This is a genomic window from Nonomuraea antimicrobica, assembly GCF_039536965.1.
GTDB lineage: Bacteria > Actinomycetota > Actinomycetes > Streptosporangiales > Streptosporangiaceae > Nonomuraea > Nonomuraea antimicrobica.
The window spans coordinates 13831-35384 of record NZ_BAAAZP010000239.1 but is presented as its reverse complement, the minus strand read 5'-3'; the positions used below and the strand labels follow the sequence as shown (position 1 = coordinate 35384).

The window sequence follows — 21554 nt, the reverse complement described above, 5'->3', positions numbered from 1 at the left end:
CCCAAGATGAACGGTAAGGGACAGTGCAGGAAATGACTCAGCCTCGGCTACTCGGAGGTCGCTACGAGCTCGACGGTGTCGTCGGGCGCGGCGGCATGGCCGAGGTGTATCGCGCCCGAGACATCCGGCTGGACCGCATAGTCGCGATCAAAACCCTCCGCTCCGACCTGGCACGAGACCACACTTTCCAGGCCCGGTTCCGGCGCGAGGCCCAGTCGGCGGCCTCCCTGAACCACCCGGCCGTGGTCGCGGTCTACGACACCGGCGAAGACGGCACCGAAGGCACCCCCGTGCCGTACATCGTGATGGAGTACGTCGACGGTCGCACACTGCGCGACCTGTTGCGCCAGGACCGCCGCCTCCTGCCCGAGCGCGCGGTCGAGCTGGTCGACGGCATCCTGCGCGCGCTCGACTACAGCCACCGCGGCGGCATCGTGCACCGCGACATCAAGCCCGCCAACGTGATGATCACGCGCGCCGGCGACGTCAAGGTGATGGACTTCGGCATCGCGCGCGCGATGGCCGACTCCGCGGCCACGATGACGCAGACGGCACAGGTGATCGGCACCGCCCAATACCTGTCGCCCGAGCAGGCCCGCGGCGAGCGCGTCGACGCGCGCAGCGACATCTACTCCACCGGCTGCCTGCTGTACGAGTTGCTGACCGGCCAGCCGCCCTTCACCGGCGACTCCCCGGTCGCGATCGCCTACCAGCACGTACGCGAAGAGCCCATCCCGCCGTCGCAGATCGACCCCGAGATCCCCCCGTGGGCCGACGCGATCGTGCTCAAGGCCATGGCCAAGGACCCGGGCCAGCGCTACCAGAGCGCGGGCGAGATGCGGGCTGACATCCAGCGGGCGATGTCCGGCATGCCGACCGACGCCCAGACGATGGCGATCTCCGGCAACTTCGGCCAGGGCACACGCATGATGTCCGCCACCCAGACGGGGATGCCCGGCCCGGCCACGCAGCGCACCGGCGCGATCCCGCAGTACGACTACGGCGATGGCGACGGCGGCGGCCGTGGCGGGCGGCGCAGGGCGTCGGGAGGCGGCGGCAACGCCGTCAAGACCGCGCTGTGGGTCATCATCCCGCTGCTGATCATCGGCGGCTTCATCACCATCGGCTACATGGTGTTCGGCGGCACGAGCACGCCCACCGACACGACGGTGACGATCCCGTCGCTCGCCTCGCAGGAGCGGCAATACGCCGAAGAGCAGCTCAAGCTGCTGGGGCTCAAGGTCCAGGTCGTGCAGGAGTTCAGCTCCGACGTCGAGAAGGGCGCCGTCATCGAGACGGACCCGGCCGAGAACAGCAAGGTCGAGAAGGACGCCACGGTCAAGCTGGTCGTCTCCAAGGGCACCGAGAAGGTCAAGGTGCCCGACGGGCTCATCGGGCTGTCGCGCGAGGAGGCCGAGAAGCTCCTGTCTGACGCCGAGCTGCGCACCACCTTCAAGACGCGCAACTCGACCAAGCCGCAGGGCACGGTCATCGCCACCGAGCCCAAGGCCGGTGAAGAGGTCGAGAAGAACGGCGTGGTCACCCTCGTCATCCCGAAGGAGCTGGGCACGGTGCCCAGCGTGATCGGCCTGACCGAGGAAGACGCCACGGACCAGCTCAAGGCCGCGGGCTTCAGGGCCAAGGTCGTGCCGCAGCCGAGCAACGAGCCCCAGGGCACGGTCGTGCAGCAGAACCCGGGTGAGGGCGCCAAGCAGCCGGCCAACACGACGATCACGATCGTGGTGTCCACCGGCCCCGAGGAGTCCGGGCCGCCGCCCACCACCGACTTCCCGTCCGACGGGTTCCCGTCCGACCAGCCGACCGACGACTTCCCGTCGGACGACCAGCCGCCGCCGGACGACAACCCCATCGACGATGGTCTGGGTGGCGGTATACACGGCTGAGGCGGCCGTACAGGGACGTACACCGGCATAAGGAAAGGGCCGCCCCTCCCACGACGGGAGGGGCGGCCCTTCGCCTGTAGCCGGTCTTGTACCTTTTCCTGGCTTCGCCGGTGACCGATCCGTCGCCGGAAACGACGAACGCCCCCGCCGCTCGGGGGCAACGGCGGGGACGCTCACTTGTACGTCGCTCTACGCGAGATGTTTGTTACACGATTCTTCGCCACCAATTCCGGAGAAGTCGGTGGCCGTGTTCGGAGAGCACTGATTCCGGGTGGAACTGGACACCCTCGACGGGGGCCTCACGGTGCCGCAGGCCCATGATGACGCCGTCGTCGGTGCGGGCGGTCACGTCGAGCACGTCGGGCACGGTCTCGGGCAGCACGGCCAGCGAGTGGTAGCGGGTCATGCGCACGGGCGAGGGCAGGCCCTCGAACACGCCCTCGCCGTCGTGCGTGATGGCGCTGGTACGGCCGTGGAACAGCTCGGGCGCGCGGGTCACGGTGGCGCCGTAGGCGATGGCGATGGCCTGGTGGCCGAGGCAGACGCCGAGCAGCGGACGGCGCCGTTCGGCCGCGTCGCGCACCAGGGGGACGCTGACACCGGCCGCCTCGGGGGTGCCGGGGCCCGGGCTGATGAGCACACCGTCGAAGCCGTCGGCGTCGCGCACGCGTACGTCGTCGCGCGACCGCACGTCGCAGTCGGCACCCAGCTCGCGCAGGTACTGCACGATGGTGTGCACGAAGCTGTCGTGGTTGTCCACGACCAGCACGCGGCTCATTTCCTTACGGTCACCTCGTCTACCGTCACCATGGGCTCCAGGAGCGGGAACACGACATACCAGAGTACGGCCACCGCCACCGCGAACAGCACGGCGGCCGTCAGCACCCGGGTGCGCGGGCGGCCGGGCAGCCTGCGCCAGAGCCAGAGGTACATGTCACTCCTCGCGTGGTTCGCTCTCCTTGAGCACGCCGTAGACGATGAGGCGTTCGGCGGCCGAGTACTCGGGATGGCAGGTGGACAGCGTGATGAAGGCGCGGAGGGGGCGGATGTCGGGCTTGCCGGGCACGGGGGCGATCACCTCGATCTCGTCGGGGCGCACGATGTCCTGGGAGGTCACGCGGTAGGTGTAGCGGGCCTCGCGGGCCTCGACGATGATCTCGTCGTCGCGTTCCAGCTCGTCGATCTCGTTGAACGGGGCCGCGTAGGTGGTGCGGTGCCCCGACACCACGAAGTTGCCGATCTGACCGGGCATGGCGCTGTCGGGGTAGTGCCCCGGCCCCTTCCTGAGCTGCTCGGCGCCGACGCCCTCGATCACGGCGTACTGGTAGTCGCGGCCCAGCCTGGGGATGCGGAGCAGCGCGAGCGCGGTGCCCGGCTCGATCTTGTCGGGGCGTCCCTGGTTCTTGGCGGCCAGCTCGCGCTGGAGCAGGAGCTGCTGGCTCTGGGTGTAGGCGCCGGTACCCCAGAGCAGGTAGGCGCAGAACAGCATGAGGATCAGGCCCGCGGTGATGCTGATCTCCCCGAGGGCCCGGAGCGTGGCCCGCATGCGATCAGGGTATTCCGCCATGATGCGGCGTCTGGGGATCGCCATGTCATGCGCGTGGCGACTATCCTGGGGCACGCTTCAACTACGCTAAACAAAGAGCCTGTGGACGATCCGGATGCCCCAGGCCCTCAGCAGGAGTCAGCCAGTGCCCAAGTCCAAGGCTAGCAAGAAGGCGGTCTACACGCCGCCGCAGAGATCTCAGCAGGTCAAGGTCAGCCCGCGCTGGCTGGCCCCCACGATGGTCGCCACCTGGATCATCGGCATCCTGTGGATCGCGATCTATTACGTCGCCCCTCAGGCACCCTTCTTCAGCGACCTCCAGAACTGGAACCTGCTGATCGGGTTTGTCTTCATCATCTTCGGTGTGGTTCTTTCCACCCGCTGGCGTTAGTTCTTTCCACAGTCTTTTCCACAGCCTGGGGAAGTCAGAGCGCGCCGAGGATGGCCGAGGTCCTGACCATCACCAGCACGGCCAGCACGGCCAGCGCTCCCGCGATCGCCAGCACCTGCCAGAGGGTCCTGCTGTTCTTGGGGGCGTAGGCCAGCGCCCCCGCCAGCAGCGATCCCGTGACCAGGCCGCCGACGTGGCCGGTCCAGCTGATGGAGCTGGAGAAGACGAACGTGATCGCCAGGTTGAGCGCGATGAGCACGGCGATGCCGCGCACGTCGAGGTTGAGCCTGCGGCCGACCACGAACACCGCGCCGAACAGGCCGAAGATGGCCCCGGAGGCGCCGACCGTGGGCTGGTTGAGCGGGTCGAGCCAGAGCCCGAGCACCGAGCCGCCGAGTGCGCTGATGAGGTAGACGGCCACATAGCGCACGTGACCGAAGGCGCGCTCGAGGTAGGGCCCGATCACGTAGAGCGCCCACGAGTTGAACAGGATGTGGAAAAGCCCGCCGTGCACGAACGCGGCGGTGATCAGGCGGTAGTACTGGTCGCCAGCGGCGACGCCGAGCGGCCACATCGCCAGGTCGGCGGTGATCGCCTCGTTCGTGAGGTATTGGCCGCCGAAGATCAGCACGTTGATGACCAGGATGGCGTACGTGACGAACGGCGTGCGTACGACGTTGCCGCCGAACGTGGACCTGGCCTGGCGGATGCCTCGGTTGCCGTCGGCCACGCACTCGGGGCACTGGAAGCCGACGGCGGCGTCACGCATGCAGTCGGGGCAGATGGGACGCTCACAGCGCTGGCAGCGCACCCAGGTCTCCCGGCCGGGGTGCCGGTAGCAGGTGGGCACCGCCTCAGCGGGCTGCTCGGGCTGCGGGGGCTGGCTGGGCGGCTGGCTGGTCATGACCGAAGCCTAAGGCTTACTTGGGCATGCCGCGTGGCCCCGATCGGTGGATCAGGGAGGGGTACGGCCGGGGCCGGGGGTGGTGGTGCGCCCCCGGCGGCCGGTTGTCGTCGTCAGACGGGGACGCGGTCGAAGGTGACCGATTCGAGGATGACGTCCTCCGCCGGGCGGTCGCGCCGGTCGGTGCGGGTCTTGGCGATGGCGTCGACGACGTCCTTGCCCTCGATCACCTCACCGAAGATGGTGTGCTTGCCGTTGAGGTGCGGCGTGGGCACGACCGTGATGAAGAACTGCGAGCCGTTGGTGCCCTTGCCGAACTGGATGCCGGCGTTGGCCATGGCGAGCAGGTAGGGGCGGTTGAAGTAGAGCTCAGGGTGGATCTCGTCGTCGAACTCGTAGCCGGGGCCCCCGATGCCCTGACCGAGCGGGTCGCCGCCCTGGATCATGAAGCCGGAGATGACCCGGTGGAAGATCGTGCCGTCGTAGTAACGGGCGGTGCTCTTCTCGCCGGTGCCCGGGTGCGTCCACTCGCGGGAGCCTTCGGCCAGCTCCACGAAGTTTCGTACGGTTTTCGGGGCCTTGGTCGGGAAGAGTTCTACCTTGATGTTCCCGCGGTTGGTCTTCAGGTTGGCAATCAGGTTTTCAGCCACGGTACGGCTGCCCCCTCTATGTACAGGGTTGTTTGTCGTGTTTTGAGGACAATGGCGTTCCGTCCTCCTGGGGCCATCCTCCCACGGCCCGTCATGATTGAGCCGCCTTGTCCAGGGAAGGTCAGGCTCGGGGCCCCAACGACAGGGGAGGTTGTCGTGTCCCTGACAATGAGAAGACGCCGCGTGACCGTGGAAATACCGGCCACGTGGATGGACCGGATGAAGACCCAGGCCGCACGAACCGGCCACCGGATGATGCCCATGGCGGGCCAGGCCAGGATGGCCGCCGCCCAGGGCATCGAAGGCGCCCGCTACTGGGCGGCGCCGCGGCTGGAGTCCGCGGCGCACGGGTTCGAGGACCAGGTCGCACCCATGGTCAGCTCGATGCTGACGGCTGCGGCCAAGAAGATCGACCCCACGCCCGTGCAATCACGGCGGTGGCCGACCTTCATGCTGCTGACCGGCCTCGCGGTGGGGGCGATCGGCTACCTGTTCTACCGCCGCAACGCACAGCAGTGGACCGAGCACATGAAGGACTCCGCCTCCGATGCCTCACGTTGGGTCAATGAGAAGGCGGACAGGGTCCCGGAGTCCACGGACCGCATGGCGACCAGGATGTCGGACCAGGCGAACGAGGCGTCGCGCAAGATGCCGTGATACGCCGGTCCGCCGCCTTGGGAGCGCGCCCTCGTGATCAACGTCACGGGGGCGCGCTGCCGTTGTCCCCTTCGATGGTGCGCGACCGTTGACGTAGGACCAAGCGCTTGTTAGAAAGCCGGGCATGGCGCTGTCACCGCTCGACGACTACCCCGTGCACCAGGCCGCCCAGGTGATGCGGCACGTGACCACCGGCGACCGCAACTTCTACGACCGCTACTACTTCAACTGCCACCCCGCCTCCGACGAGCTGATGCTGATCGTCGGCCTGGGCCAGTACCCCAATCTGGGCGTCACCGACGCCTTCGCCTGCGTACGCACCCGCGACCTGCACCGCGTCGTCCGCGCCTCCCGCGAACTGGGCGCTGACCGGATGGACACCGGGATCGGCCCCTTCCGGGTGGAGGTGCTCGAAGGGCTCAGACGGCTCAGGGTGGTGCTGGAGCCGAACGAGCATGGCCTGTCCTTCGACCTCCTGTGGGAGGCGACGATCCCGGCGGTCCTGGAGCCACGGCATTTCCTGCGGTGGCAGGAGCGGGTGGTGTTCGACTCCGTACGCATGGCGCAGACCGGCCGCTGGTCCGGCGACCTCACGATCGGCGACCAGCGGGTGACGGTCACGCCCGACCGCTGGATGGGCACCAGAGACCGATCGTGGGGCATCCGGCCCGTCGGCGAGCCCGAGCCGCCCGGCATCCAGGCCAGGAACGCCGGGACGTTCTACTGGCTCTACGCGCCGATGCGCTTCGAGGACCACGCCATCCTCTGCATCGTCCAGGAGGACGAGCGGGGCCGCCGCCTGCTGGAGGAGGCCGTACGCGTGTGGGCCGACGGACGGGAGGAGGAGTACCTCGGCAGACCAGAGTACCGACCGGTCTACGCCCCCGGCACCCGCGACGTCGTCGAGGCCACGATCACGTTCGCGCCGCCCGGCGGCAAGCCGTTCGACGTGCGCTGCACGCCGCTCCTGCCGGTGCACCTCATGGTCGGCACCGGCTACGGGCTGGAGCAGGAGTGGCGCCATGGGATGTACCAGGGGGCGGGGCCCGTCGTGCAGGGCGTGACGTACCGGCTGCCCGACGACGCCGCCAGGATGTGGGGCATGGTGGACGCCGTCGGGCGCTTCGAGTACGACGGGCTCGTCGGCCACGGGCTCTTCGAGTACTGGGCGCTGGGGCCGCATCCCTCGTTCGGCGACTGAGCCGCGCCCTCACCCCCCGTTCAACGACCGAGCAGGGCCCGCTACTCGGCCTTCTTGCAGATGATCTTGACGGTCTTGGCGGCCTCGGGCGGGGCCGTGCCGTCGCCGAGCACGGCCGCCTTGCCCGGCTCGGCCGGGAGCGCGGTCTTGCCCGGCTCCGCCGGGAGGGCCGTCTTGCCCGGCTCGGCGGGGATGGCCGGCGACCACTCGAGGGCCTCGTCCGGCGAGCCCGGCTCGGCCTTGGTCACGTGGAGCGTCTCACCCTCGGGGAGGGCCCGGATCACGGCCCCCGCGTCGTCCGCGTTCGGGGCCGAGCGCTCCGCCTTCTTCCCGTCGGTCGTGGCGGACTCGACATCCTCGATCTTGACCGGCAGCGCCTTGGCCAGGTGGACGGTATTGCCGTCGCTGGTGGTGCACGTGACCTTGGCACCGGCGGCGGGGGCGGGGGTCTCGTCCGCCATGGCGGAGCCGGCCAGGCCGCCGAGAGCGAGTACGGCCGTCGCACCGAGCACCACGAGACGTCGCTTGAGCATGAATTCTCCTCACGGGAATCGATCGAATCCTGAATCGATCGAACGGCCCAAGGCTCGCGCGCCGCACCTGAAGCGATCCTGAAGAGGGCCTAAATGATCTTCAGGTTGGCTTTAGGTACGCTGAGGCACTCTTGACAGCGTGCGAGTGTTATTGGTGGAGGACGAGGAGCGGCTGGCCGACCTGGTCAAGGGCGGGCTGGCAGGCGAGGGCTTCGCGGTGGACGTGGCCTACGACGGGCGCGACGGGCTGTGGATGGCCACCGAGAACACCTACGACGTGATCGTCCTGGACGTGATGCTGCCCAGGCTCAACGGGTACGCGGTCTGCGCCCGGCTGCGCGAGGCCGGCGACTGGACGCCGATCATGATGCTCACGGCCAAGGACGGCATCTACGACGAGGCCGAGGCGCTCGACAACGGGGCCGACGACTACCTGGCCAAGCCCTTCTCGTACGTGGTGCTGCTGGCCAGGCTGCGCGCGCTGGTACGGCGCGGCGGGCGGGAACGGCCCGTGACGATCACCGTCGGCGACCTCGTGATCGACCCGGCCGGGCTGCGCTGCCGCCGGGGCGAGGTGGGGATCGGGCTGACGCCGAAGGAGTTCGCGGTGCTGCACGCGCTCGCGCGCCGGCCCGGCGAGGTGGTCTCCAAGAGCGAGTTGCTGGCCCAGGCATGGGACTTCTCCTACGACGGCGACCCGAACATCGTCGAGGTCTACATCAGCGCGCTGCGTCGCAAGATCGACCTGCCGTTCGGGAAGACGACGTTGATGACGGTCCGCGGGGCCGGGTACCGGCTGGAGGCGGCGTGAGCGCGATGTTGGAGCGGCTGCACGGGGAGCTGTCGTCCGTACGGGTGCGGGCGACCGCGGCGGCCACGCTCGTCGTGGCGCTCGCCCTGGGGGTGTCGGCCCTGGTGCTGGTGGCGGTGCTGCGCGGCGCGCTGGTGGACAGCGCCGACGCCGAGGCGACCAGGAAGGCCACGGCCGCCGTGCCGTACGCGGAGACGCTGGATATCGTCAGCGCGCGCCGGGTCGACGGCGCCTCGGCGCCACTGCCGCCCGCACCGACCACCGGCTCGGGCAGCGCCACGGCCAAACCGACCGAGCCGACCACCGGCTCGGACAGCGCCACGGCCAAGCCGGCCAAACCGACCACCGGCTCGAACGACGGCAAGGCCCCGCCGCCCCTCCTCCTGGACAACGTCAGGGTCGAGCCGGTCGCGCCGATCACCGGCTCGGACGACGTCACGGTGTCGGGGCCGGCGACCGCGACGGTCGGCAAGGAGGGCGTGGTACGCCTGAACGACGGCACCGAGGCGTGGATCGCCGACCAGGACATCATGGTGACCAAGAAGGTGACGGCGGCCAAGGAGTGGGCCCAGCCCGACGAGTACGCGGTCGCCGGGGTCGAGGTGTCCACCGCCGCCGGTCCTGCCGTGCTGCTGTCGCGGGTCTCCTTGGCGGGCGCGGACCAGGCGCTGCAGACGCTGTACAGCGCGCTGCTGCCCGGTGTGCCCGCCCTGCTGGTCGTGGTGGCCGGGATGACGTGGTTCTCGGTGGGCCGGGCGCTCGGGCCCGTGGCCGCGATCCGGGCCAAGGTCGCCGACATCACGGCCCGCGATCTCAACCAGCGCGTCCCCGTACCGAAGTCGAAGGACGAGATCGCGGCCCTGGCCACCACCGTGAACGGCACGCTCGACCGGCTGGAGACGGCCGTGGAGCGGCACAAGCGGTTCGTCGCCGACGCCGCGCACGAGTTGCGCAGCCCGATCGCGACCCTGCGGGCCCGGCTGGAGCTGGCCGCGCCCAGCGAGCTGACCAAGGAGGCCCTGGCCGACGTCGAACGCCTGCAGTCGCTCGCCGCCGACCTGCTCATGCTGGCCAAACTGGACGCGGGCGAGCCGCTGCGGGCCGCGGAGCTGGACCTGGGCCAGGTGGCGGCCGAGGCGTCGCTACGGGCCAGGCGGCGTCCGGAGGTGCGGGTGGAGCTGGACATCGAGCCCGACGTGGTGATGAAGGGATCGAACGCCCATCTCGACCGTCTCATCACGAACCTGGCCGACAACGCCGTACGGCACGCCGCCTCCTCCGTACGGGTCCGCGTCGCGGCCGAAGCCGGCGTGGCCCTGCTGGAGGTGCGGGACGACGGCCCGGGGATCCCGCTCGATCAGCGGGAGGCCGTGTTCGACCGCTTCACCCGGCTGGACGAGGCGCGGGCCAGAGACGCGGGCGGCGCCGGGCTGGGCCTGCCGATCGCCCGCGACATCGCCCACCTGCACGAAGGCTCACTCGTGTACGCCGGCTCGGGCTTCGTCGCCCGGTTCCCCCTCTACGACGGTTAGGGCGTAGGTCGTGCGGCGGTCGGTGATCCGGAAACCGGCGCGGCCGTACACGCTCACCGCCCCGGTGGGGTTCTCCGTGTCGACGCCCAGCCCGGCGCTCCCGTAGCCCTGGCGGGCGAAGGCGGCCAGCGCGTGCGCGATCAGCGCGCCGGCCACGCCCTTGCCGCGCCACTCCTTCAGCGTGCCGATGATCTGGATCCACGCCTCGCGCTCGCCCCGCTGCGCGCTGCGCTCGTCGAAGAAGTGCGTCATGAGCAGGCCCACCACCCGGCCTTCCGCCAGGGCCACGAACGAGGACTCCGGGCGGAAGTTCCGCGTGCCGGTGATGGCGCCGGCCCAGCTCTCGGGGGTGTGCGACGCGGAGCCCCAGTGGTCGCGGAACGACTCGTTGCGTACGTGCCTGGCTCCGTCGTCCAGCTCGGGCGACCAGGTGGCGATGGAGACCCCTGGGAGCGTCCTGAGCGGCGGCAGGGCGTCCGACAGGCTCCGCCTCATGTCGGCGAACGTGCGTACGGGCGCGAACCCGGCGCCCACCGCCAGCGCTGCGAGGCCCGGGTTGCCGTGGTGGGCGCTGAGCTGGAGCTCCACCGGGACACCGGGGAACGCCCGGTGGCCCAGCCCCGGCGCCGTACGGACGGCCCAGTCGACGATCCGCCGGCCGAGCCCGTGCCTGCGGTAGGCGGGGTGCACGCCGCCCCACAGGCTCATCACGTGCACCCCGTCCTCCGCGGACTGTCTGACCGGCAGGTAGCCCACGGCCGCGATCCGGCCGTCGTCCCTGGCCGCGAGAGTGCCCGCGGCCAGGTCGATGAGGTGATGGGAGAGTTGCTCCGCCACGTCGCCGACGCCGAGGACCTCGCCGGTGCGGTCTTCTGCCTCCATCGCGGCCCAGAGGTCGGCCAGCGGCTGGGCGTCGTCGTGTGTCAGCGGTCCCCAATCCATGGAGGGCAGACTAGACGAGCCTGGTCGTACAGCCCAATTCCCTCCCGATACGGGCCAGACCATCCGCGAACGCCGTACGCGTGCGCTCGCCGAACCCGATGAAGAACCGGTTGGCCAGCGGCACCCCCCAGCGCATCCACTCGGCGACGTTGTAGACCCGGTGGACCACGCGCGTGCCCTCCGGGTCGGGGTGGAGCGACCACTCGCCGCGGTACCACCAGCCGCCCTGGTAGGCGACGGTGTGGTCGCCGGTCTCGGTCGTCATCTCGTGCGCCGGACGTTCGCCCCGTAGGACCCGCCACACCTCCTCGATCGGCGCGGCGACCACGCCGGACACCTCGGTGATGAGCGTCTTCCTCATGGCCGGCTCACCCCGGCGCCGGGGTCGATCTCTGTGGACATGGCACAGCTCCCTGTGTCGCGGCGCCTATCCTGTGACTGCGAGTTCGGGCAGGGCAGGCGCCTTGTTCGGATCTACGGCCGCCGGGGTGTTGGCGCACTCCGGCGGCCCTTTCTCTTACCTCTCGTCCCTTACATCTCGACCGTGGGATCCCAGACGAGTTCGCCCTTGTCGAGGCGGTCGAACACCCCCTTGATCCACTCCAGCTCCGCCGTGTAGAGCGCCAGCTCCACCTCGACCTCCAGCGTGAGGATCGCGGGCAGGCCGCTTTCCGCGAGTGCGCTCATGTTGGCCCGCATCCCGGCGAGCGTGCCCTCGATCGTGGCCGCCCGCGCCCGCAGCGCGGTGCGCGCCTCGTCCAGTGACAGGCAGCCGATGAGCGAGACGGCCGCGACGAACGCCCGCCGGTCGGGGTCGGGTCTCTCCAGCAGGTGGCACAGCCGGGTGCGCAACTCGTGGCGACCCTCGTCGGTGATCTCGTAGACCGTGCGTTCCGGCCTGCGGCCTGCACGGTCGGTGCCCACCGGGGTGATCAGCTCGTCCGCCGCCAGGCGCTCGACCGCGTGGTAGAGGCTGCGCGGCAGGCCGGTGATGTAGTCCTTGTGGGTGTCGATGATGTAGCGGTGCAGCTCGTAGGGGTGGCTGGCACGCACCGTGAGCAGGGCCAGGACGGTCAACCCCACGAGGTCGTGGCGTCGCGCCAATAGGGACTCCTTCTATATTGCAAAATGCACTATAGCGCGGTCGTAACGTACTCGTCGAGCGTGGCGGAGCGGGCAGCTAGGCGTCGAGCTGCATGAAGGCACGGGCGACGGCCTGCCTGGAGACGTCCTCCGGGTACGGGAAGAGCCCGATCACGTCGCGCAGCCCCTCCACGTGGGCGCGCTTGGCGAGGTCGGCCACCCGCGTCAGCTCTTCGTGCTGGGCCAGGGCGTACGCGCGGTCCACCACCGCGCCGTGCCCGGGAACGATCACCGGCTCGGGCATCTCCCTCAGCATGGCGCCCACGGTGCCGGGCCAGTCGAGCGGGTACGAGTCGCCGAACGCCGGCGGCGCCCCCTCCTCCACCAGGTCACCGGCGAACAGCACGCCCGCGTCCGGCACGTGCGCCACCACGTCGTTGCTGCTGTGCCCGAGCCCGAAGTGGCGCAGGTGGACGATGCGCCCGCCGATGTCGAGGGTGGCCGCGACGGTGAACGTGTGGTCGGGCGCGACGATGGTCACCTCCTCCAGCTCCTCGCGCCGCTCAGGCCGCTGCTCGATCATGCCGGCGCGGTGCTGCTCGCCGTACGTCTCGATCTCCTCGGCGCACCTGGCGTGGCCCCAGATCTCGGCGGGACGGAAGAGCGCGTTGCCGTAGTAGTGGTCGAAGTGGGAGTGGGTGTTGACGACCGTCCAGGGGTAGGCGGTGACCGACCTGACCGCCTCGATCAGGTCGGCCGCCTCTCTGTGGGAGCTCCTGGTGTCGAGGACCAGGCAGTGTCCGTCGCCCACGATCAGCCCCGTGTTGAGGTCGTACGACCGATGACGCCGGACATAGACCCGGTCGCCGACCTCCTGCCAGTTCTCGCTCATGCCAACGAACCCTACTTTTAGGATCAAGGATCGGCATATGACTTCCGGGTCGTCGTCGACGACGACCGCGGTCAGGCCCTCAGGTACGCCAGCACCGCCAGCACCCGGCGGTGCCCGTCGGCGGCCGGGGGCAGGTCGAGCTTGGTGAAGATGTTGGCGATGTGCTTGGCCACGGCCGCCTCGGTGACGTGGAGCTCCTTGGCGATCGAGGCGTTCGAGCGGCCCTCGGCGATCAGGCCGAGCACCTCCTGCTCGCGCGGGGTGAGCCGGGAGATCGGGTCGCGGCGCCGCCGCAGGAGCTGGCGCACCACCTCCGGGTCCACGACCGTGCCGCCGCCGGCCACGCGGTCGAGGGCGTCGACGAACTCGCGTACGTCGCCGATGCGGTCTTTCAGCAGGTAGCCGATGCCCGCTCCGGCGCCCGACTCGAGCAGCTCGGCCGCGTACGTCTGCTCGACGTACTGGCTGAGCACCAGCACCGCCAGCTCCGGATGCCGGGCGCGCAGCTCCAGCGCCGCCCGCAGGCCCTCGTCGGAGAAGCCCGGCGGCATGCGCACGTCGGTCACCACGGCGTCGGGGCGGTGCTCGGTGACGGCCTCGACCAGGGCGGGCGCGTCGCCGACGGAGGCGACGACGGTGTGGCCGAAGCGTTCGAGCAGCCCGGCCAGGCCCTCACGGAGCAGGACGGCGTCTTCGGCGATCACCACGCGCACGGGCTCTCCTCGGTCATGAACACGGGATCTCCACCCGGACGAGCGTCGGGCCGCCGGCCGGGCTGGACAGCGACAGCCTCCCGCCCACCACCGACAGCCGGTCGGCGAGCCCGGTCAGCCCTGTCCCCTTTCCCTGGTCGGCGCCGCCGATGCCGTCGTCGCCGATCTCGACGACGAGTATGCCGCGCTCGACCCGCCCGGTGACGGCGGCCCTGGTGGCCCGGCTGTGCTTGGTCACGTTCGCCAGGGCCTCGCTGACGACGTAGTAGGCGGTCACCTCGACCGGGGGCGGCAGGCGGAGGGGCAGGTCGAGGTCGACGTCCACGGGCACGGGCGAGCGCCCCGCCACGTCGCATACCGCGGCGCTCAGCCCTCGGTCGGTGAGCACCTGGGAGTGCACTCCCCTGATCAGCTCGCGCAGCTCGGCCAGGGCCTGCTTGGCCTCCTCGTGGGCCAGCCCGATCAACCGCCCGGTCTGGGAGTCGTCCGGCAGGTCGAGCCTGGCCAGGCCGAGCGTCATGGCCAGGGCCACCAGCCGCTGCTGGGCGCCGTCGTGCAGGTCCCGCTCGATCCTGCGGCGCTCCATCTCGAACGCGTCCACCAGCCGCGCCCGCGACCGCAGCACCTCGCTCAGCTCGGAGCCCGCCGGGGCGAGCAACGCGCGTACCATCGCGCCCCGGGCGCCGCCCCAGGCCGTGATCGTGTACGCGGCGACGGGCAGCAGCAGCACCCCCACGATCGAGCCGAAGACGCCGGCCGGCCAGGCCACCGGCTGCAGGACCGGGGTGAGGATCAGCACCACCGGCCCCCCGATCGTGAACGCCAGTATGATCAGGTCGATCCACCACATCGCGAGCACGGTCACGATCGCCAGCCCGGCCTCCCGCCTGCGCCGGTCCGGCGGCCCGGGCACGGGCACGAGGTCGACCAGGCGCAGCCTGAACCGTTCGAAGCGGGCGATGAGCGGGACGGACAGGGCCAGGGCGACCAGGCCCGCCAGGATGCCGAACGCGGGCTCGACCTGCGCGATGCCCAGGCCGACTGTGGCGACGAGCCCGGCCGCCGCACCGGGGACCAGGCTGGCCAGCAGGTACGCCACGCAGCGCCAGGGCCAGCCCGAGGCGAGAAACGGCACGGGACGCCGGGTCAGGGCTTCCAGCGCGGTCCTGTGGAGCATTTTGTGACCGTATCCGCTGGTGGGAGGGCCGGGCAGTAGTGCTGGGTGTAGCTTTCGCCGTGGTGGCGCCGCCCGGCGGGGTCACCGGTCATTCGTCCCTGTCGCGGATCTTGGCGGCTCCGTACTGGCCGGGCGGGTTGCAGACGGGGCAGGAGCAGGGCGGGCGGCCGTGCGCGTCGGGCAGGTAGCGCCAGCCGGTGACCCGGTTGACCCGCCTGATGCGGTGGATCTCGCCGGGGCGGATGGAGCGGGGCACCACGACCTCGTAGCCTCGGGCGTCGGGCTGGGCGGCGACCAGCGCGGCGGCCTCCGTGCCGGACAGCTCGACCGGCGGGCCGTTGTAGTGGCCGACGCTCACGCGCTCGTCGTCGGGGATGCGGAAGTGCACGGCGACGAACGTCCGCTGACCGCCGCGGCGCAGCTCGCGTGCCCACTGGTGGGTGAGCTGGTACGAGGGCAGCACGGGCAGGCAGTAGACACCCGGTGTGCCGGAGGCGGGGCGGATGCCCGCCCGGCGGATGGAGCGGATGTTCCCGGCGGGGGTGAGGTGGACGAACATGGCCATGGCGAGGGGTCGTGACCTCCGGGAGTCGACGGGGTCGTGCCGTCCCACTATGGCCTCGCGGGCGGCGGAACTCCACGGCATATCGCCGCGATCGCCTCGGTCGGCTCACGGGCGGTGGAACTCCAGGCCCTCGAAGTCGCCCGAGGTGCGCCACCGGTCGATGAAGGCGAAGTACGCCACCGCCCCGTGCGGGTGGCCGACGTTGAGCCGGTCCTTGAGGCCGCGGTCCTGGCCCTCGTTGTTGTAGTAGCCCGGCGTGCAGTCGGGTGAGCCCAGCAGCCGGCCGGCGCCCGACAGGAGCAGGGTCACCCAGCCCTCCTCCGCCTCCCTCGTGGCCTCGACCCGCGCGTAGCCGTGGTCGAGGGCGTGTCGCACGGTCGCGGCGATGGTCCTGCCCGCCTCGGTCAGGTTGTGCGGGATGTTGGAGATGTGGTTCGCGCCCTGCGTCGGCTGCACGAGGAAGGCGTTCGGGAAGCCGTGCACGTGGATGCCGTGCAGCGTGCGCATGCCCGCCGACCAGTGGTCCGACAGCCGGAGCCCGCCCCGTCCCACCGGGTCGTAGCCGGAGCGGCGGGTGTAGTCGGTGCCGACCTCGAAGCCCGAGGCGTAGATGACGCAGTCGACCTCGTACTCGTGGCCCGCCGCGACCACGCCCCGCTCGGTGATCCGTTCGACGCCCTTGCCGTCGGTGTCGACCAGGTGGGTGCCGGGCAGGTTGTACGCCTGAAGGTATTCGTCGTGGAAGCAGGGCCGCTTGCAGAGCTGGCGGTACCACGCCTTCAGGCCGCGGGCGGTCTCCGGGTCGTCGACCACGGCGTCCACGCGGGCGCGGATCTCCTCCATCTTCTCGAAGTCGGAGTCCTCGAAGGCGGCCAGGAGCGTGTCCTGGGTGAGCTGCCCGGGCGGCACCGCGTTGATCCTGGTGCGGTAACGGCGGGCGAGGTCGGTCCAGCCGTCCATCACCAGGTCCTCCTCGGCCCGGCCGCCGCTCTGGTTGGCGGTGAAGTTCTCCAGCCAGCGCTGCTGCCAGCCGGGCGTGGCGATCGTGGCGAACCACTCGGGGTCGGTCGGCCGGTTGTCGCGCACGTCCACCGACGAGGGCGTGCGCTGGAAGACGTACAGCTCCCGGCAGGCCCGCGCCAGGTGCGGCACGCACTGCACGGCCGTCGCGCCGGTGCCGATGAGGGCCACCCGCCGGTCGGCCAGCCGGTCGAGAGGCGCGCCGGAGGGGTCGCCGCCGGTGTAGGCGTAGTCCCAGCGGCTCGTGTGGAACGCGTGGCCGCCGAAGTCCTCGATGCCGGGGATGCCGGGCAGTTTCGGCACGTTGAAGGGGCCGATGCCCATGGCGACGAACTGGGCGGTGAACGCGTCGCCGCGGTCGGTGCGCACGGTCCAGCGCGAGCGGGCCTCGTCCCACTCCAGGCCCACCACCTCGGTGTGGAACAGCGCGTGGTCGTACAGGCCGTAGTGCTTGCCGATGCGGCGGCAGTGTTCGAGGATCTCGGGGGCGTGCGCGTACTTCTCGGTCGGCATGTGGCCGGTCTCCTCCAGGAGCGGCATGTACACGAACGAGGCCGTGTCGCACTGCGCTCCCGGGTAGCGGTTCCAGTACCAGGTGCCGCCGAAGTCGCCGCCCTTCTCCACGATGCGCACGTCCTCGACCCCGGCCTCCTTCAGCCGCGCGCCCGTGACGAGACCGGCGAAGCCGCCGCCGACGAAGGCGACCGTGACGTGGTCGGTCCTCGGCTCGCGCTCGATCACGGGGAGGTACGGGTCGTCCAGGTTGGGGGAGAAGCGGCCGGTGAGGCGACGGTACTGGTCGTTGCCGTCCGGCCGGAGCCTCTTGTCGCGCTCCTCGCGGTATTTGCGGCGCAGGCCGTCCCTGTCGACGGCTGGGCGGTCGGCGGCGGTCATGCGTCCCTCCGGAGAGCGGCGGGTTCCCCTACGTAATTCCAGAATGTCATTCTGATACGGCCCCCACAAGCCCCGCCCCAGGGCCCACGGCGTCCGAGACCGTCCGGCTCGGCGATCGGGATGTCCACTATTGTGGGGGCCCGGACTCACGAGGAAGCGGATCCGCCTTGGCCCATCGCGCACTGGTCATCGCCATGTTGCCGGCGGTCGGGCTGCGCCTGCTCGCGGTGCTCGGCTTCCCCCCGGCGCTGCTGTTCTACGGCGACTCCTTCGCCTTCCTGGCCGAGGAGCCGGCCCCGGGCACCAGCAGGCCCTCCGGCTACTCCCTGCTGCTGGCGCTGCTGCGGCCCGCGCACAGCCTCACCCTGGTGACGGTCCTGCAGCACCTGCTGGTGCTGGCGCTCGCGGTCGCGGTGTACGCGCTGCTGCGCCGCCGCGGCCTGCCCGGCTGGGGTGCCACGCTGCTGGTCACCCCGCTGCTCTACGACGAGTTCATGGTGCTGCTCGAGCACATGATCATGGCGGACGCCGTCTTCGTCGTGCTCGTCGCCGCGGCGATCACGCTGATCGTCTGGCGGGTCAGCCCCACGACGGCCGCCGTGGGCGGGCTGCTGCTGGGCCTGGCCGGGATCACCAGGACCGTCGGCCTGCCGCTGCTGCTCCTGACCGCCGCGTACCTGCTGATCAGGCGGTACGGCTGGCGCCCCCTGGTGGCGCTGCTGGTGGCCGGGGCGATCCCGCTGGGCGCGTACGCGACCTGGACGAAGGTGGAGAAGGGCAAGTTCGCCCTGACCGAGGCCGACGGGAACTTCCTGTGGTCGCGGACCATGAGCTTCGCCGACTGCGCGGTGATCCAGCCGTCCGAGCGGCTGTCCGTGCTCTGCCCGAACATGCCGGTGGAGCAGCGGCCCTACCCGCCCCACTGGTTGTGGGAGGACTTCTCACCGCTGCTCAAGGTGCCGGGCACGGCCAACCGCAACCAGCTCGCCGGGGAGTTCGCCAGGGCCGCCATCCTCGCCCAGCCCGTGGAGTACCTGGGCGCGGTCGTGACCGATCTCGGGCAGTTGCTGCGCTGGGAGCGTACGGCGGCCGACGAGAAGACGCCCTACAAGTTCCCCGCCGCGGAACGGCCGATCAGCGAGTCGGTGCGGGGGGTGGCCGAGTCGTACGAGGGGGGTCCGGCGGCCACGCGGGTGGTGGAGCCGTTCGCCGGGTGGCTGCGGGCGTACCAGCGCTTCGGCTACGTGCCGTTCCCGCTGCTCTCCCTGGCGCTGGCGGGGACGCTGGTCGCCGCGCTGGTCCGGCGGCGCTGGGACGCGCTGCTGCCCGGGGTGGCCGCGCTCGCGCTGATCGTCTCGCCGCCGTTCCTGGCGGCCTTCGACGTGCGGTACGTGATCCCGGCGATCCCGCTGGTGTGCCTGGCGGCAGGGCTGACCCTCGGGACGGGGACCCCGTTCAGGGGCGAACGGCCGCAGCCCCGGCATCGGCGCGAAGCCGTCGAGGTGGCCTAGGCCGGTGCGCGACCGGCCGTGTTACGGTCGTACCCGTAAAAGCGTTCTTACACGTGATGGGAAGCCATGACGCAGGCCGGGCCGACGGGTGACGACCTGGTCGAGATGCTGGCGGCGCTGGCCAACCCGTTGCGGCTGCGCATCGTCGCGCAACTGGCGGCCGAGCGCGACTACGTGAGCCACCTGGCCCGCGTGATCGGGGTAAGCCGGCCGCTCCTCCACATGCACCTGCGCCGGCTGGAGGCCGCCGGGTTGATCACCGGCAGCCTGGAGCTGTCCGACGACGGCAAGGCCATGAAGTATTACGAGGTCACCGACTTCGACCTGCATCTGACCGCGGCGGCGCTGGCCGAGGCGGCCAAGACACTCACCGGGCCGGGCCCGGAGGAGGGCTCCTGATGGCGATGTCCTGGCCCGAGGTGATCTTCTATCTCGGGGTACTGGTTCTGGCCACGTTCCTGGGCAGCGTGGTCATCGTGGGGATGTTCGACGCCCGCAAGGCCAGGCGGCAGGCCGATCAGGCCGACGACCTGCGCCGGCTCGTGCAGAGGTTCGAGCAGCTCGCCGAGACCACCCTCGACGCGCAGCAGCGGGTCGCCGCCGACCTGGCGGAGCTGCGCTCGCGTACGGCCTCGATCGAGCAGATCCTACGCACGGTCGAGTGACGCGCGGAAACGGGTGACGTAGCGGCGCTGCCACGGCGTCTCCACAGCGTGTCTCGCGTAGTGCTCGCGCACGTAAGCGACCGCCCGGTCGCCGGGCACGCCGTCGAGGACGGCCAGGCAGGCCAGCGCGGTGCCGGTGCGACCACGCCCGCCGCCGCAGGCGACCTCGACGCGCTCGTGCCCCGCGCGCTCCCACGCCTCACACAGGGCCTCGACGGCCGCCCGGCGGTCGGACGGCAGCCAGAAGTCGGGCCAGCGCAGCCACCGGTGCTCCCACTCGACCTCGGCCGGCCGACTGCCCAGCAGGTAGAGGGCGAAGGCGGGGCGCGGGCCCGGCGGGAGCGGGTGTCTCAGGCCCCGGCCGCGTACGAGGCGGCCCGACGGCAGGCGCAGCACGCCCGCCGCGGTGGGCTCCCAGGTCGCGTTCATGCGGACAGGTTAGCGGGCCTCACATGACGTCGAGGTTGCCCATCATCATCATGTCCTCGTGTTCCAGGTTGTGGCAGTGGAAGACGTACCGGCCCCGGTAGCCGGTGAAGCGGACCAGCACCTCCACCAGCTCGCTGTCCGGGATGTCCATGGTGTCCTTCCAGCCGGCGTCGCTGGGCCGGACCCTGCCCTCGCTCCCGCGGCTGAGCACCTGGAAGTGGGCCATATGGATGTGGAGGGGATGGTGCACGTCGGTGACGACGCGCCAGATCTCCGTGGTGCCGAGTTTCGACTCGACATCGGCGCGGTCGGGGTCGAAGACCTTGCCGTTGATCGTCCACATGACGCGGCCGTCGTTCGCGCCCTGGGTGAAGTTGACCTGGCGGGTGCGCGTGGCGGACGAGCGCGAGAGACGTTCGAACTCGACCAGGCGGGAGGGCACGCGGCTGTCGTCCTTGGCCTTCCTGGCGACGCGGAAGCGCATGACGTCGGCGGTGCCGCCGTCGCCCAGCGTGTTCTTCAGCGTCACCTGCGTGCCGACCGGGTAGGCGGAGAAGTCGATGACGACCTCGAAGCGCTCGGCCGGGGCGATCGGCAGCTCGTCGTGCCTGACCGGGGCGCCCAGCAGGCCCACGTCGCTGCCCACCTGGACGAACTCCGCGGCGGGCGGATCGAGGGCGAGCTGGTAGCGGCGCGCGTTGGAGGCGTTGAGCAGGCGGAAGCGGTAGCGGGTGTTGTCGACCTCCATGACCGGCCACGGAGCGCCGTTGACCAGGATCACGTCACCCAGCACCCCCTCCATGTACTCCTCCGTCACGCCGGGCTCGCCCTGGAGGTCGGGCGACACGGACGGGTACAGGAATGAGCCGTCCTCGTCGAAGGCCCGATCGCAGATCATCAGTGGCACGTCGTGGTCGCCCTGGGGCAGCGGCAGCGCGTCGGCCTCGTCGTCGTGGACGAGGTGGAAGCCGGCCAGCCCGCGCCAGACCTGGGGACCGGTGAAGTCCATCCGGTGGTCGTGGTACCAGAGCGTGGCCGCGGGCTGGTCGAGGGGGTAGACGTAGTCCTTGGCCCCCTTGCTGACGCGGCCCGTCGCCCCGTGGTGCTGGTGCGAGGCCCCGCCGCCGCCCGGCAGGATCAGGTCGGTCGGGTAGCCGTCGCTCTCGGCGGGCGTCTTGCCGCCGTGCAGGTGGACGGCGACGGGCACGGGCAGCTCGTTGCGGTGGCGCACCTGTGTGCGGCGACCGCTGCGCGAGACGATCGTGGGCCCGGGGAAGAGCCCGTTGTATCCCCACACCTGGGTCGGCGACCCGGGTATGATCTCGGCCCGCGCCGGTTTCTGCACGATCTCGTAGAAGTCGGTGGTGCCGTCGGTCCGCGCGGGCTTGAGCACGGGCGGAATGGGCAGCGGAACCGTGAACGGCTTCGGCAGGGGCACCTTGCTGGTCAAGACCCTCCCCGTGCTCCCCTGCACACCGGAGGAGCCACAGGAGGCGGCGAACGGTAAAAGAGCGATCCCCATCCCGGCACGGAG

Annotated in this window: 25 protein-coding genes; 9 read left to right on the top strand and 16 right to left on the bottom strand. The window is 70.7% G+C overall.

Annotation, left to right across the window (positions count from 1 at the left end):
• Positions 1 to 32 precede the first annotated feature (32 nt).
• Positions 33 to 1904, top strand: coding sequence for a Stk1 family PASTA domain-containing Ser/Thr kinase (gene pknB / locus ABD844_RS51325; RefSeq protein WP_344897049.1), 1872 nt, complete (start codon positions 33 to 35; stop codon positions 1902 to 1904).
• A gap of 205 nt (positions 1905 to 2109) precedes the next feature.
• Here the strand turns inward: pknB and ABD844_RS51320 are convergent, their stop codons facing one another.
• The 3 genes from ABD844_RS51320 to ABD844_RS51310 are packed head-to-tail and all read right to left on the bottom strand — an operon-like array spanning position 2110 to position 3450.
• Positions 2110 to 2682, bottom strand: coding sequence for an anthranilate synthase component II (locus ABD844_RS51320; protein ID WP_344897046.1), 573 nt, complete (start codon positions 2680 to 2682; stop codon positions 2110 to 2112).
• Positions 2679 to 2837 (bottom strand): hypothetical protein, encoded by a 159-nt coding sequence (locus ABD844_RS51315; protein ID WP_344897043.1) that lies wholly within the window; start codon positions 2835 to 2837, stop codon positions 2679 to 2681. The genes ABD844_RS51320 and ABD844_RS51315 overlap by 4 nt, the downstream gene beginning before the upstream one ends.
• Before the next feature lies 1 nt (position 2838).
• Complete coding sequence (locus tag ABD844_RS51310) at positions 2839 to 3450, bottom strand: class E sortase (RefSeq protein ID WP_344897040.1); 612 nt, start codon at positions 3448 to 3450, stop codon at positions 2839 to 2841.
• A gap of 145 nt (positions 3451 to 3595) precedes the next feature.
• Between ABD844_RS51310 and ABD844_RS51305 the strand changes: the two genes are divergently transcribed.
• On the top strand, positions 3596 to 3841 hold the full coding sequence (locus ABD844_RS51305) for a cell division protein CrgA (RefSeq protein ID WP_344897037.1): 246 nt from the start codon (positions 3596 to 3598) through the stop codon (positions 3839 to 3841).
• 34 nt (positions 3842 to 3875) lie between these two features.
• Here ABD844_RS51305 and ABD844_RS51300 read toward each other — a convergent pair whose 3' ends face one another.
• On the bottom strand, positions 3876 to 4745 hold the full coding sequence (locus ABD844_RS51300) for a rhomboid family intramembrane serine protease (protein WP_344897034.1): 870 nt from the start codon (positions 4743 to 4745) through the stop codon (positions 3876 to 3878).
• A gap of 113 nt (positions 4746 to 4858) precedes the next feature.
• Entirely contained in the window at positions 4859 to 5395 is a 537-nt protein-coding gene (locus ABD844_RS51295) for a peptidylprolyl isomerase (RefSeq protein ID WP_344897031.1), read from the bottom strand.
• Between the two features lie 183 nt (positions 5396 to 5578).
• On the opposite strand from ABD844_RS51295, the gene ABD844_RS51290 reads away from it, so the two are divergent.
• Together ABD844_RS51290 and ABD844_RS51285 are read left to right on the top strand one after the other, a co-directional pair.
• Positions 5579 to 6052 carry a YtxH domain-containing protein gene (locus ABD844_RS51290; protein ID WP_344897028.1) on the top strand — a complete coding sequence of 158 codons (474 nt, stop codon included), beginning with the start codon at positions 5579 to 5581 and terminating at the stop codon, positions 6050 to 6052.
• Positions 6053 to 6176: 124 nt separating this feature from the next.
• Complete coding sequence (locus ABD844_RS51285) at positions 6177 to 7253, top strand: Rv3169 family protein (protein WP_344897025.1); 1077 nt, start codon at positions 6177 to 6179, stop codon at positions 7251 to 7253.
• A 41-nt stretch (positions 7254 to 7294) separates the two neighbouring features.
• Here ABD844_RS51285 and ABD844_RS51280 read toward each other — a convergent pair whose 3' ends face one another.
• Positions 7295 to 7786 carry a hypothetical protein gene (locus ABD844_RS51280; RefSeq protein WP_344897022.1) on the bottom strand — a complete coding sequence of 164 codons (492 nt, stop codon included), beginning with the start codon at positions 7784 to 7786 and terminating at the stop codon, positions 7295 to 7297.
• 139 nt (positions 7787 to 7925) lie between these two features.
• Here ABD844_RS51280 and ABD844_RS51275 point away from each other — a divergent pair, with 139 nt between their 5' ends.
• Positions 7926 to 8597 (top strand): response regulator transcription factor, encoded by a 672-nt coding sequence (locus ABD844_RS51275; RefSeq protein ID WP_344897019.1) that lies wholly within the window; start codon positions 7926 to 7928, stop codon positions 8595 to 8597.
• A 5-nt stretch (positions 8598 to 8602) separates the two neighbouring features.
• Complete coding sequence (locus ABD844_RS51270) at positions 8603 to 10129, top strand: sensor histidine kinase (protein ID WP_344897166.1); 1527 nt, start codon at positions 8603 to 8605, stop codon at positions 10127 to 10129.
• Here the strand turns inward: ABD844_RS51270 and ABD844_RS51265 are convergent.
• The 8 genes from ABD844_RS51265 to ABD844_RS51230 form a co-directional block, all read right to left on the bottom strand.
• On the bottom strand, positions 10073 to 11071 hold the full coding sequence (locus ABD844_RS51265; protein ID WP_344897016.1) for a GNAT family N-acetyltransferase: 999 nt from the start codon (positions 11069 to 11071) through the stop codon (positions 10073 to 10075). The genes ABD844_RS51270 and ABD844_RS51265 overlap by 57 nt on opposite strands.
• Before the next feature lie 10 nt (positions 11072 to 11081).
• Positions 11082 to 11432: a hypothetical protein gene (locus ABD844_RS51260; protein ID WP_344897013.1), complete on the bottom strand. Its 351-nt coding sequence runs from the start codon at positions 11430 to 11432 to the stop codon at positions 11082 to 11084.
• 170 nt (positions 11433 to 11602) lie between these two features.
• Entirely contained in the window at positions 11603 to 12175 is a 573-nt protein-coding gene (locus tag ABD844_RS51255) for a PadR family transcriptional regulator (protein WP_344897010.1), read from the bottom strand.
• Positions 12176 to 12251: 76 nt separating this feature from the next.
• Positions 12252 to 13046: an MBL fold metallo-hydrolase gene (locus tag ABD844_RS51250; RefSeq protein WP_344897007.1), complete on the bottom strand. Its 795-nt coding sequence runs from the start codon at positions 13044 to 13046 to the stop codon at positions 12252 to 12254.
• A gap of 71 nt (positions 13047 to 13117) precedes the next feature.
• A complete protein-coding gene (locus ABD844_RS51245; protein WP_344897004.1) occupies positions 13118 to 13759 on the bottom strand; it encodes a response regulator in 642 nt (213 codons plus the stop codon).
• A gap of 13 nt (positions 13760 to 13772) precedes the next feature.
• Positions 13773 to 14936: a sensor histidine kinase gene (locus ABD844_RS51240; RefSeq protein ID WP_344897001.1), complete on the bottom strand. Its 1164-nt coding sequence runs from the start codon at positions 14934 to 14936 to the stop codon at positions 13773 to 13775.
• Positions 14937 to 15024: 88 nt separating this feature from the next.
• On the bottom strand, positions 15025 to 15501 hold the full coding sequence (locus tag ABD844_RS51235) for a hypothetical protein (protein WP_344896998.1): 477 nt from the start codon (positions 15499 to 15501) through the stop codon (positions 15025 to 15027).
• Positions 15502 to 15606: 105 nt separating this feature from the next.
• The gene (locus ABD844_RS51230; protein ID WP_344896995.1) at positions 15607 to 17415 is read right to left on the bottom strand and encodes a flavin-containing monooxygenase; all 1809 of its coding nucleotides are present in this window, start codon (positions 17413 to 17415) and stop codon (positions 15607 to 15609) included.
• Positions 17416 to 17582: 167 nt separating this feature from the next.
• Here ABD844_RS51230 and ABD844_RS51225 point away from each other — a divergent pair, with 167 nt between their 5' ends.
• From ABD844_RS51225 to ABD844_RS51215, 3 genes are all read left to right on the top strand, one after another.
• Positions 17583 to 18926 carry a hypothetical protein gene (locus ABD844_RS51225; protein ID WP_344896992.1) on the top strand — a complete coding sequence of 448 codons (1344 nt, stop codon included), beginning with the start codon at positions 17583 to 17585 and terminating at the stop codon, positions 18924 to 18926.
• A gap of 66 nt (positions 18927 to 18992) precedes the next feature.
• A complete protein-coding gene (locus ABD844_RS51220) occupies positions 18993 to 19325 on the top strand; it encodes an ArsR/SmtB family transcription factor (RefSeq protein WP_344896989.1) in 333 nt (110 codons plus the stop codon).
• Entirely contained in the window at positions 19325 to 19591 is a 267-nt protein-coding gene (locus ABD844_RS51215; protein ID WP_344896986.1) for a hypothetical protein, read from the top strand. The genes ABD844_RS51220 and ABD844_RS51215 overlap by 1 nt, the downstream gene beginning before the upstream one ends.
• Here ABD844_RS51215 and ABD844_RS51210 read toward each other — a convergent pair.
• Positions 19574 to 20020: a protein-tyrosine phosphatase family protein gene (locus tag ABD844_RS51210; RefSeq protein WP_344896983.1), complete on the bottom strand. Its 447-nt coding sequence runs from the start codon at positions 20018 to 20020 to the stop codon at positions 19574 to 19576. The two genes, ABD844_RS51215 and ABD844_RS51210, sit on opposite strands and share 18 nt — an antisense overlap.
• A gap of 19 nt (positions 20021 to 20039) precedes the next feature.
• Complete coding sequence (locus tag ABD844_RS51205; RefSeq protein ID WP_344896980.1) at positions 20040 to 21470, bottom strand: multicopper oxidase family protein; 1431 nt, start codon at positions 21468 to 21470, stop codon at positions 20040 to 20042.
• Positions 21471 to 21554 lie beyond the last annotated feature (84 nt).